At 24.4% G+C, this 14,751-nt stretch carries 14 protein-coding genes; 4 read left to right on the top strand and 10 right to left on the bottom strand.

Annotated elements, in window-relative coordinates:
* Nucleotides 1–53: 53 nt before the first annotated feature.
* The 6 genes from tilS to MBIO_RS03455 all read right to left on the bottom strand — a co-directional run bounded on the left by tilS (nt 54) and on the right by MBIO_RS03455 (nt 4,846).
* Nucleotides 54–944, bottom strand: coding sequence for a tRNA lysidine(34) synthetase TilS (gene tilS, locus MBIO_RS03470; RefSeq protein WP_013527203.1), 891 nt, complete (start codon nt 942–944; stop codon nt 54–56).
* Nucleotide 945: 1 nt separating this feature from the next.
* Entirely contained in the window at nt 946–1,506 is a 561-nt protein-coding gene (gene pth / locus MBIO_RS03465; protein WP_013527204.1) for an aminoacyl-tRNA hydrolase, read from the bottom strand.
* A 66-nt stretch (nt 1,507–1,572) separates the two neighbouring features.
* Entirely contained in the window at nt 1,573–1,788 is a 216-nt protein-coding gene (locus tag MBIO_RS04735; protein ID WP_081439138.1) for a C-terminal helicase domain-containing protein, read from the bottom strand.
* Between the two features lie 239 nt (nt 1,789–2,027).
* Nucleotides 2,028–2,408, bottom strand: coding sequence for a hypothetical protein (locus MBIO_RS03460; protein ID WP_013355067.1), 381 nt, complete (start codon nt 2,406–2,408; stop codon nt 2,028–2,030).
* A 10-nt stretch (nt 2,409–2,418) separates the two neighbouring features.
* Nucleotides 2,419–2,580: a hypothetical protein gene (locus tag MBIO_RS04890; protein ID WP_158303400.1), complete on the bottom strand. Its 162-nt coding sequence runs from the start codon at nt 2,578–2,580 to the stop codon at nt 2,419–2,421.
* 25 nt (nt 2,581–2,605) lie between these two features.
* Complete coding sequence (locus MBIO_RS03455; RefSeq protein ID WP_013527206.1) at nt 2,606–4,846, bottom strand: ATP-dependent DNA helicase; 2,241 nt, start codon at nt 4,844–4,846, stop codon at nt 2,606–2,608.
* Between the two features lie 628 nt (nt 4,847–5,474).
* On the opposite strand from MBIO_RS03455, the gene dnaA reads away from it, so the two are divergent.
* The 3 genes from dnaA (at nt 5,475) to MBIO_RS03440 (ending at nt 8,347) form a co-directional block, all read left to right on the top strand.
* Entirely contained in the window at nt 5,475–6,887 is a 1,413-nt protein-coding gene (gene dnaA / locus MBIO_RS03450) for a chromosomal replication initiator protein DnaA (RefSeq protein ID WP_013526577.1), read from the top strand.
* A gap of 130 nt (nt 6,888–7,017) precedes the next feature.
* Nucleotides 7,018–8,124 (top strand): DNA polymerase III subunit beta, encoded by a 1,107-nt coding sequence (gene dnaN, locus MBIO_RS03445; RefSeq protein WP_013526578.1) that lies wholly within the window; start codon nt 7,018–7,020, stop codon nt 8,122–8,124.
* 1 nt (nt 8,125) lies between these two features.
* Nucleotides 8,126–8,347, top strand: a complete 222-nt coding sequence (locus tag MBIO_RS03440; RefSeq protein WP_013526579.1) for an RNA-binding S4 domain-containing protein — start codon at nt 8,126–8,128, stop codon at nt 8,345–8,347.
* Nucleotides 8,348–8,484: 137 nt separating this feature from the next.
* Here MBIO_RS03440 and MBIO_RS03435 read toward each other — a convergent pair whose 3' ends face one another.
* The 4 genes from MBIO_RS03435 to MBIO_RS03420 all read right to left on the bottom strand — a co-directional run bounded on the left by MBIO_RS03435 (nt 8,485) and on the right by MBIO_RS03420 (nt 14,085).
* On the bottom strand, nt 8,485–11,283 hold the full coding sequence (locus tag MBIO_RS03435; RefSeq protein ID WP_013526580.1) for a hypothetical protein: 2,799 nt from the start codon (nt 11,281–11,283) through the stop codon (nt 8,485–8,487).
* Nucleotides 11,284–12,171: 888 nt separating this feature from the next.
* Entirely contained in the window at nt 12,172–12,384 is a 213-nt protein-coding gene (locus MBIO_RS03430; protein ID WP_013354280.1) for a hypothetical protein, read from the bottom strand.
* A 223-nt stretch (nt 12,385–12,607) separates the two neighbouring features.
* Nucleotides 12,608–13,099, bottom strand: coding sequence for a deoxycytidylate deaminase (locus tag MBIO_RS03425; protein WP_013354281.1), 492 nt, complete (start codon nt 13,097–13,099; stop codon nt 12,608–12,610).
* An 83-nt stretch (nt 13,100–13,182) separates the two neighbouring features.
* Nucleotides 13,183–14,085 (bottom strand): DegV family protein, encoded by a 903-nt coding sequence (locus MBIO_RS03420; protein WP_013354282.1) that lies wholly within the window; start codon nt 14,083–14,085, stop codon nt 13,183–13,185.
* A gap of 26 nt (nt 14,086–14,111) precedes the next feature.
* Between MBIO_RS03420 and tapR the strand changes: the two genes are divergently transcribed.
* On the top strand, nt 14,112–14,750 hold the full coding sequence (gene tapR, locus MBIO_RS03415) for a TyrS-associated PheT N-terminal domain-related protein TapR (protein WP_041594281.1): 639 nt from the start codon (nt 14,112–14,114) through the stop codon (nt 14,748–14,750).
* The last annotated feature ends 1 nt before the right edge of the window (nt 14,751 follow it).

Raw genomic sequence — 14,751 nt, 5'->3', positions numbered from 1 at the left:
CTCCTTTCTTAATTTGGTTAATAAATAAAACAAATTATACATTAATATTTATATTAAATAGTAATTTTACTTTTTAGTAATAATTTTCCTTGCGACTTTTGCAAATAATATTGACTGTTTAAAATAAAAATAGGATTATTTGTATTATCTGCAATTACATAATTAACAAGATTTTTAATCTTGCCTGAAGTTAAATTGATTTTATCTTCGCAATGAGCAAAAATAAATTTTCTAATTAATTGCTCTTGAATTTCATAATCAAGATCTTTATAATAATTAACCTTGAATTCTATTTTTTTTCAGCTTGCAAACGCTTTATTAAATTCTTTTTCTAATCATTCTAATTCTTTGTTTTTTTCATTAACTTCATCAATAATTTTTTGTTTTTCTTCGTTAGTTAATTTCTTTAGTTTTAATCTAAATTTATTGCGTGTATAAATAGGCAATTCATTGGTGTAATCAATTGCATAATCTAATTTTAGTTTTTTACATTTTTCTAAAATTTCATCTTTAAAATACTTATCAATAAAAGGTCTTTCAATTAAACAGCCTTTATAAATATTTGTTTTTTTAATGCCTCAAAATGAAGGTTTTCTTTTCGCTACTTTTTGCATAAAAAATGACTCTAAAAAATCATCTTTGTGGTGTGCTAACAAAATTTTAGAAGCATTCTTTTCATGATAATTTTGAATAAAGATTTCCATTCTTTTGTCTCTGGCCCATTCTTCAAAATTGCCTGTTTTATAGTCTTTTTGGTCAAAATTGTATATTTGATAATCTATAAAATTTTGTTTGCAATAATTTTCTACAATTTCCACATCTTTATGTGAATCCATCCTTTGATTATAATTAATGCACACTACAAAAATGGGCTCTTTTTTATAAGCATATTCATGTAAAAGTAGCATTGAATCTGGGCCGCCACTAATTCCTAAAATATACATATTATTTACCTTTACGAAAAACATTAAAGTTATTCATTACTATCTTAATATCATTGTAAACAAAAGATATTGCAGCTTGTGCAGCAACATTTAGAACTTGTTCGACTACTAACATTTGATCACTTGTAAAATTACTTAAAACATAATCTTTTAATTCCATTTTAGGATCTCTTCCGATTCCTATTCTAAGCCTCTTAAATTCATTGCTTCTAAGAGCATTAATTATGCTTTGAACACCATTATGTCCAGCACTTGAACCGCCTACTTTAATTGCTGCTTGACCAATTTCATAATCCTTTTCATCATGAATAATCAAAATATCTGAAGGATCTATTTTATAAAATGAAGCTATCGCTTGAACAAATTCACCAGAATTATTCATATAAGTAGTTGGCTTAGCTAAAATAAAATCTTCAGTTTTTGCATAAAAGCCATTAAATTTTTCTTTTGTAAGAGTTAAATTAAAGTTCGCACAAATTTTGTCGACAGTTAAAAAACCAATATTGTGTTTTGTAAAACGATATTGGTTTCCTGGATTACCTAAACCTACGATTAATTTCATATGTTAATTATAAATTATTTTTATTTTTAAATTCAAAATTCATATTTGTTAAAACATTAATTTCTTTTAGTTTAGGTACTGTTCTTTAAATTCATCTACATCATTCATAATAATGATTTTCTTTTTAGCTCTTGAAAGAGCAGTATATAAGTGATTTTTAGTAATATATTTGGCTATGTTTTTGTCAAAGTAAATGATAACTACATCAGATTCAGAACCTTGAACTTTATAATAATTCAAACAATAAGCTGATAAAAAATCTTCACTTTTTTTATTGTAAATGATCTTTTTTTCTAAGTCATCTTTGTAGAATCTTAATTCAATTAGATCTCTTTTATAATTTTCTAAAGCTTGACCTAATTCACTATTATAAATGTTTAAATGATACTTATTTACATTTTGAATAAAAGCATAAACAAAGGAACTAAATAAATTTTACATTACACCTTGGAAATAAAAATCAATATTATTTAATTTGTGAATAACATCTCTAACTTGTGAATTTAAAGGAAACAAAGCAACTACTTTTTCAACTCAGTTGGTTTTCCTTCTGGATAATTGCACCCATAAAATTCTTTTAGAAGTGCATAAATAACAAAAAGTTCATCTTTATAATTTGGGAAACATTCTTTAATATTTTTTGATGAATCGATAAACTTCGAGTCAATATAATTATAATAATATTTGAGAGCTTCGTATTTTCTAGCCATATCATTTTGATTAAATGCAATTACATTTTCACCATCAAAGTGAAATGGTTTGTTTTCTAAAATACTTTCATAGAATTCTTCAATATTTTTGTTCGCACGGAATGAGCCTTTAAGTTTTAATACTTGTGAATCTTCAGAATAATAATTAATGATCTTTTTTTTATCATCAAAATTGTAATTAATTGAACACAATGTGCCAATTTTAAGATCTTCTAATTCAAATTTGATGTGAAATATAACCTTTTATTTTGTTATAAACCATTTTGTTGATATCAAAAGATTCAAAAACAGCTAAAACACCATTCACGTTGTGATTTTTTAATTTGTTTAAAACCATTCGTTCATTTGTATTAGTTATAAACATTATGAAAATTATAATAAATTATTTATTAATTTTGTTCCTTAATTAAATCAAATAAATATGTTTTTATTTTACTATAATCTTCAGTTTTTGTTTTTTTAGCGTATAAAGCTAAGTCGCCTAAAATAAATAATTTTTCTTTAGCTCTTGAAACTGCTGTATATAAAAGTTTTTTATTAAGCATTCTTGAATAATCTTTAAAAACCGGAATTACAACATGTGGCGCTTCTGAACCTTGAAATTTATGAACAGTTAAAGCATATGCTAAAGATAAATTAATTGCTATTTCTGATTTTACATAATTAACTGTTTTAAATTTATTTCCACCTTGTGGATATTCAACACTAACAATTTTGTCATCTATTATTTCTTTTATTATTCCGATCTCACCATTAAAAACATTTTTTTCATAATCATTTATTAATTGGATAACATTGTCAAATAAATAGAATTTTGTACCTTCTCAAGATTGGATATAGTTGTCTTTACTTTGTTTAAATTTAGGCAACTTATATGTGTAATTATTTAGTTTTTCTTTTTGCAATCATTTATTAACTGTTTTGGCTCCAACTTGACCATCATGAAGTGGAATCAAGGTTACCATTTTTTCAGAATTGTATTCTGGATTATAAGTTTGATATAAGTATGATAATTCGTTTAATAATGCAACTGAGTTTATTTCTTTCATTTGAATTGTGTTTGTACTTCCTATTTCAACTTCTTTAACTTTTGAATCAATAATACTTAAAAAGTGTTCGCAAATTTCATCACTTTCAGCTCTTTGATTTTCAATTAAAAGAGTTTTAGGAATAAAATCTCAATTACATAAGTCGTGCATTAAATTGCCAGGTCCAATACATGGAAGCTGATCTTTATCTCCAACAATAATGAGCTTTTCAAGCTTGGATAAATGACTTAAAAGTTGATAAAAAATCTTTAAATTAACCATTGAAAACTCGTCAATAATTACAACTTTCGTTTTGTCACAATCATTGTTATAAACAACGTCTTCATCTTCTTTATCAATTTTTAAATAGTTGTGAATCGTTTTTGCAGGCAAATTATTACTCTTATTTTTAATATTAATTGCAGCTCTACCAGTGGGGGTCAAAATTTCTATTTCACCTTTTTTATAGACTTTTTGGGCAATTAATGACTCATAAATATTACTAATTAAATATGTTTTGCCAGTGCCAGGGAATCCTGAAATTATGCTTATCGGTTCATTTAGTGCAATGTTTAAAGCATCAAGTTGTTTAGCAGTTAATGTATCATCTTCTATTTGCGGAATAGTTTTATTTATCTTATTTTTTATAGTTATTAATTTTTCAAAAATAAAGTCTTCTTGTTCTTTAATAAAACTAAGTGCTATAGTTGGAACTTCTTTTTCTGCATAATATAATTTTTGCATTTCAATTAGTTTGTTTATAGAATTAATAAATATATTATCAATAGCAAGCTTTGAAATTGATAACTTATTATTTAGTATTAACTCATTTGTAAATTCAAGTCAATTTTTATGTAAATCAGACAAATTGTAATATGTATCATTAACTTGAATTCCAAAATCATAAATAGATTTATAAACTATTGCATAATATCTAGTTTCGCAATCTTTTGAATATCCTATTAAGCTTGCAAAATTGTCTACTGAGTCAAAGCTTAATCCTAATTCAATATACAAAATAAGATAAGGATCTTCATGATTTTCTTTGTTTTTATCAAAAAAATCTAAATATGATTCGCCATCTGCAAGAGGTAATTTTTGCTTCAATTTAATATAAAAATTGTAAATATTATTGGTTATAAAAAATCTTTCATCTTTACCCATGTTTAGAACTTCTTCAATAAAAGCTTCTATTTTTTTAAGCAAAGGGGGTTTAATAAATTCGTAAAATATTTTTCTTTCTTCTTTAGGTGTATCTTTAATAACATCTAAATAATTTTCACCTAAATTTTCTTTTAAAATATTATGATCTTCTTCTTTAAAACCTCTAATATGATTCTTCAACATAACTTTTAAATCTTCTTTTGTTGCTTCAATCATATTGTAGCCTTCAAGTATGTAATTATTATATTTATTAGGCCCACTTAATTCCATTTCATATAAATAACCAACTTGTAAAAAGTCATCGGAACTAATTCGAGCATAGACAACAAATAATTGGTTTTCTTGAGATTTAAATTCAAAAAGAATTCACTTTTGAGCCAATCCTTTTCTTATTTTTTTTATTGTTCCTTTTACTTTTATTGTTGTTTTTGCTTGCATATTATTAAATTATATTGAATAATATAAAAATAAATATGCTTAATTTTAAAAAATAAAATAATAAAAACAAAATATAAAATCCACTTTCTAGTTTCATATGCTTGGTAGTTTGTACTTATTATTTTAAACGATGAATTCACTATAAAGATAATTCTTTAGATCTAAATTATAAGTTTTATTCTTATTTGATCACAAATTACCATCATTAACTACTAAATTTTTATATAGTTTTTAGAAATTGAATCTTCTTTTCTTTTGAAACTAAATTTAAATCTAATTGCTGAATTATAGTGGTGTAACATATTTGTAGCTATAAAAGTTGATAAAATTTGAAACACAACATTATTGAGCTCATTTAAATAAGTTTAATATTCATTTTCATTAAATATTTTTTTGTCTTTAAATAAGGATATTATCAAATTTTTAAGTATATATAAAGAGTATTCTTATTTTTAAACACAGTTTTCCACATAGTTATAAACATATGTTAATAAGTTAACTTTTCTACTTTTTATACTATAAATAAGACTTTTAATTGTTGATAAGTTTGTGGATAACTTGTTTAAATAACTAAAAAACTTACTAATTATTTCTTACATTAAAATATAAATAATACTATTTTTATATTATGGCAGAGAATAAAAATATAAAAGATAGTATCACAATGAAAGCAAATACATTAACATTTTTAAAATCTTTAAGTTCAGATGTTAATGACCAAATGTTGTTCAAAAATTTCATTTCAAACTTCACAATTGTAGGCATAGATCAGAACAATCATGTCAAAATTCAAACATGACTACAAAAACCAAGCTTAGAAATATTAATAAAAATGCTAGATGGTAATATTTTAAAAGCTTTAGAAGAAACTTTTGAAAGAGAATGCACATATGAATTTGTTCATATTCCTAAACCTATTGTTAAATTAACAAAAGCCTCAAGCAACAAAACAATTTCTTCTAAAACAATTGAAGAAGAAGTGAAATTAGGCGTTGATTTAAATAAAGAATTAACATTTGACAACTATGTTGAAAGTGATTTTAATAAAGATGCAATCAAATTAGCTAACTATTTAGTTAAAGGTGGAAAAGAATATAATCCTATTTTTATTTATGCTAAAAGTGGACTAGGAAAAACACACTTATTACATGCAATTGGTAACAAATTACAAGAGCAAGGCAAAGTTGTTAAATACATTAATCCAAGCATTTATGCTAGAGATATATCATTCTATTTGCAAGAAAATGATCAAGCAAAATTAAAGAAAATAAAAGATGAATTTGATAATGCTGATTACTTAATATTTGATGATTTTCAAAGTTATGGAGTCGGAAATAAAAAAGCAACAATTCAAACAATTTATAATATTTTAGACTATCGTTTGAACACAAATAAAACAACCATATTTTGTTCGGATAAGCCTATAAATAACTTGAATGCGATGTTTGATGAAAGATTAATTTCTCGTCTTTATATGGGTTTACAACTTGAAATTAAAATTCCACAACAAAGTGATTTATTAAGAGTTTTAGATTACATGCTAGATATTAATGATATGAATCCAGAGGCTTGAGAAAAAGAAGCTAAAAACTTCGTTACAAGAAATTACTCAACATCAATTCGAACATTAATTGGAGCCATAACAAGATTAAAATTCTACAAAATGGAAATGGCCCGGACTAATTCTAAATATACTGTTGCTGTTGTTAATTCAATATTAAAAGACATGCAACAAACAAAAGAAAATATTACACCAGATTCAATAATAGAATATGTAGCAAAATATTACAAAATTCCTAAAAAAGAAATCTTAGGCAAAAGCAGACAAAAAGATGTCGTTCTAGCAAGACACATAGCTATTTATGTTATAAGAACACAACTGGAAGTTCCATTAGAACAAATTGGTCATATATTTGGTAATAGAGATCACTCAACTATTATTAATGCAATTAGAAAAATAGAAACTGAAAGTGATATGCCAGATAAAACAATTAAAAGAACCATATCAATGATTAGTGATGATATCTACAAATTAAAATAGTTATTAACTACATATAAACATTAAAATTAATCAAAAATTTAAAAAATAAGCAAAAAAAACATAAAAAATAAACTTTTTAGAAGTTATCCACAAAATAACAATGCTTATTAATATTATATAAGGAGTTATTATGAAATTACACATTAAAAAACAAATTTTAGATGAAACATTGGAAATTGTTTCAAAGTATACAGATCCTATTAATTCATTGTATGGGTTCAGATGTATATTAATTAAAGTAGATAATGAAAAAGTAACATTTTCAGCATCTAATGGAGTTATAAGTATAGTTAAATCACTAGATGTTGAAGATGTGGATATTAAAGTAGAAGAAACAGGAACATTTTTAATTCAAGCAAATATATTTAAAGCTATTATTAAAAAATTAAGTGAAACAATTACTTTAAGTCAAGAATATTCAACAACATTAGAAATATCACAAGGCAATTCAAATTATTCATTAACTACAAACCCAATCAATTCATTTCCACAAATAGAAGAAAATATTAATTTAAAAAAAATTGAAATCGATACAAATGAATTTAAAAAAGCTATTAGATGCACAGCTTTTGCTGTTAGTCAAGACGCTTCATTAGTATATAAATGTATTAATTTTAAATTTAAAAATAATAAATTAAATCTAACAGCTACAGATGCAGCAAGACTTGCATATTACACAATGGATCTTAAAAGTTCGCAAGTAGATAATGAAGAATTTTCAGTAAACAATAAAGATGTTAAAGATTTAATACCTGCAGATGCATCTAAAAAAGTAACATTATTCTTTAATAGAATAAAAATAGGAATTGAATATAAAAATACAGTTATCACTTCAAGAATAGTTGATTTGCCTTACCCAGATGTTGAAAGTTTATTTGCTTCAATAGATATTGAAAATAAAATATTTATTAAAAAAGAAGAAATAAATGATTTAATTAACAAAGTTTGATTAGGAACAAGTGATAAACAAAATAGATTAGAATTTACAATTAATAAAAATGAAATAACTGTTTTAAATAGATTGAATGAAATCGGAACATCTATTGCAAAAACAGAAAATTTTAAATTTGAAGGAAAAGCTTTTGAATTTGATATTAACTATCATTTCTTAAAAGATGCTTTAAGTGTGTTTGAAGGTGACGTTTTAATTCTATTTGATAAAAGTGTACAAAAAATTTTAGTAGTTTCAGATTCAAATAAAGAATCTAAACAACTAGTAACTCCTATGAGAAGATAATATGAATAATGAAATTTATTTAAAAGATGATGTAATTACACTAGGTCAATTATTAAAGAAAATAGGACTTATTGACACAGGCGGATCAGCTAAAGGTTATTTACTTTCTAATAAAATTTTAATAAATAATAGAACACCAAATGGACGTAGTGCAAAAGTTAAAATTGGTGACATTGTGTGGATAAATAATAAAGTTTTTATGATTAAAAAACTTGAAAAATAATTAGATAATAGATATTTAATATCTTTTATTTTTTTATATATATTAAATCATTTAATAAATACTAAAATGTTTGTTTTATAGTTATTAAAGAAAAAATAAAAAGCGAGAAAATCTCGCTTAATATAATAATAAATTAATTAAATGTTACCTAATATTCATGTAAATACTTTATATTCATCATCGTCAACTGATGTTTTATATTCAAATTTAGTTAAATCAAATTTAACATGATCTCTAGCAACAATTCTAAATGATGCAGCTAATTGTGTATTACCATTTATTCTAAAAACTTTTATGTGGCGAGACATCGGTTGATCTTTATTATATTTATTACCAACAATATGATGTCTAATTAAAGTATCAAATTTTTCATCTTGAACTGTTTCAGTATCAGCTGAAACAAAGTTAAATACATATTCAAAATTGAAGTTGTTTTCCATTGTCATTTGGTTAAAACCATATTTTGTTAAGCCTTGTTTAATAGATGTTGTCATGCCAAATGGACCTGCAACATTCATTTCATTAATTGTGTTTTGATCTACTTGTTTGAACAAAATATTATTTTTTGCCAAGTAAACAATTAACTTCATTTTGTCTTTAAATATCATATTTTCAGTTGAAGATTTAACGTTTTTGTTAAAGCCACTGACTGAAATTGTTTTAGTATTTGAATTTGAATCAAACGAAATGTTTAATTCAATGTCTAATTTACCTTCAGCAACATTAGGTGTTGTTTTATTAATAACAACATTAACTGTTGAATTTATTTTTTTGAGATCATCTAAGTTTGTAATAGATACTTCATTTTTTGTAATATATGAAGACAAGAAGTATTTTTTGTCTAATTGAACATTTTCTTTAATTAATTGGATATTTAATAGCTTAACAATTTTTTCAGCTGTTAAAGTTTCTTTTTTGAAATCATTAATGATGTATTCTTTATTAATAACTTCAGTTTCTTTTGTGAATTTTAAGTTGAATTTAATAATACCTTCTAAATTTTTAACTTCAACAATAGTTGTTTCAAGAGAAACACCTTTAGTTGCAAAATCATAAGCAGTACTTGTTCTTTTGTCTGTGATTGTAATGTTGTTTACATCTGTGAATTCTTTAGCTTCTTTAGCTTTAAATGAATCAGCAATTGTAACTTCCATGTTAGTGATTTCTTCTGCTAATTCGCTACGGTAGAAACCTGAAATTGTAATTGGAACTTTATTAGAGAAAACATCTGGATGTTGAGAATTACTTAATTGAACATTAAATGTAATTTTGTCATTTAAAGTTGTGAAGTCTGAAATTTTAACGCTGTAACCTGAGCCAAAATCTGGGCTAACAATGTTTTCTTGAATGGCATTTTTAGCTTTTGTTGTTGTTTTGTTTTTATAATCAAATTCATTAATTTTTGAATTTACCATTGCTGTCAATTCAGCAGGTGTTTGGATTTTAGCTATAGTAGTGCTACTTTCTTCATAGTGTCTTACATATTTGCCATATACTTTTCCACCTAAGTAGAAACTTAAATAATAGTTTTCATTATCTTTATTTAGTAATACTTTTTTAGCTGAAGTATCATTATCTTCAGAAAATAGATATGCAGTAAAATTGTAACTAAATAATTCAACCCCATCTATTGAAATAGAATTGTTAAATGCATCTAAAGTTGTACCATCAACTAAGCTTTCTAATTTATTTAAAGCTTCAGTTGTTTCAACAAGTTTAATTTTATTAAGTTTTTTTAATGATGTAATTATTTCATTCGTTGTTGGTCTTACTTGAAGTTCTTGTTCACTTCTGAAGAATTTGTTTCCTTTATAAACAAAACTAAAATCAATTTTTCTTTTACCACTTTTGTATTCAGTAGAGCTAGGGCTAGAATTTGTGAATTTAAAAACAAAATCTGAAAAATCTGATGGTGTTTTAAGTCCTTCTATTTTAATTTTGCTTTCAAAAATATCAAAAGCATTTACTTTGTTAGTACCGCCTTCATATGATAATTTAGCTTTTTCAAATTCTTGAACTAAAGCATCATAATGATCACTTTTGTGATATATGTATTCAGTTCTAGTATTAGATTTATTGTTTTCATTGTGAATATTTGTAAGATGAAATTTAATTTCTAACTGATCAGCATTTTCTTTATATACTTCAACAGATTCAAAAACAATTTTTACTGTTGATGGTAAGTTATTAATAAATATTGTTTTGTATGTTGTTGTATTTGGATTTAAAAGTTCAGTTTTTGTTTCTTTTAAAGTTTTAGATCCATCTGAATAAATTTCAATATTTCCGAGTTGATAATTTAAATATTTGTCTGTTAATTTAAAACCATCAATTTGTATAGTTCTTTTATTTGTAGAAACTTCATTTCTAATTTTGTTTTTAATTTTAAATTCAAATTTTAATGTTGAATAAAATTTACTCAAAAGTTTAGATTCAACTATTTCAAAGGTGTTTTGGTCAAAATTAGAGTAAACAATTTTATTTATATTAGCATCTGTAACAAACACATTTAAGTGATCTGGATATTCAGCTTTAATTTGATTCAATACCATATCAGGTGTTAATAAAGTTTTTATTTCAAATGTTTTTTCTTTAGAGAATTTATTTGAATCTTTTTTATCAACAACTTTAAGTGTTAATTCAACTTCACCTTTATTTGCACCTTTTTTAATTGATACAATTTTAAAATTAACTTTAGTATCTACATCTGTAAATTTAAAAATGTCTTTGCCTTTAGCTATAACTTCATCAGCAGTTAAATTTTTATCTAATAAAGTTACTTTGATTTTTTCTAATAAACTATTTAGTTCTGTTTCAGTAAGAGATTTTGGAGTTTCCTTAGGATCTTTATGACATGAAATAGTAGTCAACGGTAAAGTTGTTACTGTTGCAATTGCAGGAACAATAGCCAAACTTATTTTCTTTATTTTTTTCATATTTTTCCTTTCGTTTTTTTATTTTGTCAGCCCTTTAATTATACAAAATTGACTAAAAATGCAAATTTTCTATTTTTCTATAAAAATAGATTAACAAATAAAAAACTATTTTTATTAAGGTGAATATTCAGATTATCAAAGCGTTTTATTTGTTTTTTGAGAACTATAAATTTTTCCATTTTGAGTTTCTAGTCTATATTTAATAATTACAAATTTGTGCATTTGTAATTCATTTTTTTCTTTGTTTTGTGAATTTAAAAGCACTTAGTAGTATTTAAACTATTATTTAAAATTTTAATAATGCCATCAATTTTTCCTTTGTCAAATGTTATAGCATTACTAATTTCTAAAGAAGCTAATTATTATTTTTAAATTTAGATTCATAATCAAATTTTTAGTTTTCTAAAGATCTTTCTATGTCTTCATTTGACTTTTGAAATTTGCCTAAATGTTTATAAGTTTTAGTATTTATTTTTTTATTTTGGTGCCACCAGATATATTGTAAAGTAATTCTCAACAGAATCTTTGTAAATCATTTTTAATTTCCAAATCGACTGTTTTATAGTATTTTAGTTAAAATCATAAGGCAAAATAATTTTAACATTCTGTAGTTAATTTTTCAACATAGTCTTTTCAAAATTGAAATTTTTAACTTCAAATTTAAGTTTACTATTTAATTCATTTAGTTTTTCTTTGATTTGATCATCTGTGTAATAGTCAGGTAATTTATCTTTGGTGTTTTTTTAAAACCACCATTGTATACTTTTGTAAATTTCATGACTTGATCTAAAATTAGAGTGAGAATTGATACCTCAAAAATACTAATTAATTTTTACAATAACATTTGTACTATCATTGTTTCCAATTTAAAACCTTGAAAATAATCTTTTAAAATTTCTCCGAAACTGCCAATTCTAAGTTATCTTTAATGAATTGTTCTTTTTTATAATTTGTGATTTTTTTGTATTTTTTAATAGTCATATTTTTTAATGATACTTTTTCGCCATCACTATAAACATATTTAAGAGAAAAAACAATATAAACAAAATTTGCTTTTTCATAATATTGGACGCTTTGTGTATAACTTGTTTGACATAGCATATGAATTAGGAATGATTTATAAATTTATCTAGATAAGGATTATTATCAAGTTTAAATTTAATTTTTCTATTGCTACTTCATTTACATATTTATCTTTGATTGCTTTGTTATCAGCTAGATAAAGTATTATTTTGATTTGACTTGCTATTTTAATAATTTTATTATTAGTTAAATTAAAAATTAATTCAAAACAAAAAGAGCCAATAAATAAGCTCTTAATGTGTTAATTTTTGTATTTGTTTTTACCCACTTGAACTTCAACATTTGTATCTATTTCAATTTTTCTTGTTTTAATATTGCTTGCATTTAAAATGTGCCTTGCTATTTCTGCGTCTTCAGTGTCATGATATTTGTCATCTTCATAAACTACTTCACTAATGCCTGATTGAGCTATGGTCTTAGCACAACTTGAGCATGGATATAAAGAAGTGAAGATTGTGCAACCTTGAAGATTATTGTTTGTATTTAGAATTGCATTCATTTCGGCATGAACAACATAAGCATATTTAGTTTCTTTTGGACTTTCACCTTCACGGTCTCAAGGGAATTCGTCATCTATGCCTTTTGGCATTCCATTGTAACCTAGAGCAATAATTCTTTTGTTTTCATTAACTACGCAAGCACCGACCTTTGTTGAAGGATCTTTAGATCTTAATGCAGATACTTTAGCTAAAGCCATAAAATATCCGTCTCAATATAATGATTTGTTTTTCATGCAAGAATTATACTTTTAAAAGTAAAAAAGCAAAATTTACTGCAAAAATGGAAAAATAAAACTTAAATCGTGAAATTTAAGCATTATAATAAATCTTTAATTTTGTCCATTTTTTCTCAGAATATTTGCTTTGTTTCTTTCGGGCATTCAACAGCAACATTTGAAAAAGCTTCAGGACCTGTGTGAATTGCAACAACAGGAGCAAGTCAGTTAACTCAAGGGTCTTGGTGGTATTGTTTTTTGAATTCTTCAATAAAAGTTTTTTGTTCTTCTTCTGAAGCACCTGTGTGTATATAAGCAGTAAGAAGTACATTTTTCTTGTCATTGATTTTGAAGTTTTTAGCTTTAGATACTATATTTTTAATAGTGGTTTTTGAAAAAACATGACCGACGCCTTCTTTTTTAAGTTGACCACCATCAACAGCAATTAAAGGAACAATTTTAAATAATTTTGCTATGGCTGCGGCAGCAGGATGCAGTCTTCCACCTTTAACTAAATAATCATTGTATTTAGGTATAAGGGTAATTGATTTGTGGAACCCCCCGTCTTCAATGTATTTAAGATATTCATCCATTTTTGAAGGATCTTTAGCCATTTGTTGTTCGAATCAAATTAAATCTAAAACAATTAATTGAACAATTTGAACCGATTTAATTGTTCTTAATTTTGGAAACTCTTCTTCCATTGTTTTTGAAGTTTGATAAGTACTTGACAAATGATGAGAGATTGGATAGAAAATAATTTTGTCATACTCTTTTGACAATTTTTCAAATAATTCTGTAGTTTTAGCTATATTGATAGCCGATGTTTTTACTTTAGCTTTTTTAGTGTAAAAGTTAAACAAATTAGAGGTGTTGATATCAACACCATCTTCAAATTCCTTCTCATCGATATTTATATGTAGAGGGGTATAAAATCATCCTAGTGCTTCAGCTTGTTTTTTTGTTAAAGCACATGATGAGTCGACAATTATTGCATATTTCATATTTTATATTATATAATAAAAATATTATGGGTATATTTTTTAATTTAAATTCAAAATTTAAGAACACAAAAATCATATATTTTGATACAACAATAAACAAAAAAACTATGGATATTTATGAAGATATGGTTGTTTTTAGAGATGAAAATTTTAATGTAAATTCGGTTAATTTACTGAATGCAAAAAGTAAAAAAAGAGATGAAAAAATATTTGGTTTTTTAAATGAAAATGAAACTAAAAAACTAGTCAATAAATTGCACAAATATAACAAAAAATATTTACTAAAATCAATTAAATACTTTAGAATTGGTAAAATTGTAGAAAGAAAAAAACACCCAAAAAGCGATAGATTATTTGTATTAAAAATAGATTTTGGAAATGAAGTAAAACAAATAATAACTAACACAACATATACACTTGAAAATAAATATTTTACATTCTGTTTACCAGGATCAATTACAGCTAATGGATTAGAAATTTTAGATGGTAAAATTATGAATGTAGAAAGTGATGGAATGCTTTGCTCAGCAGAATCTTTAGATTTAGAAGCAAAAAGCTATAAAGAATTTGAAGAAGGCTTTTTCAATAATGTTTTAGAAGAAGAAAAACAAAAATATTTAGGCAAAGAAATACAAGAATTATTGCCAGAATTAATAAGCAAATAGG

It is taken from the genome of Mycoplasmopsis fermentans PG18, assembly GCF_000209735.1.
Classification (GTDB): Bacteria; Bacillota_I; Bacilli_A; order Mycoplasmatales; family Metamycoplasmataceae; genus Mycoplasmopsis; species Mycoplasmopsis fermentans.
Note: the sequence above shows the minus strand (reverse complement) of the source record. Positions and strands in the feature narration are given on the sequence as shown.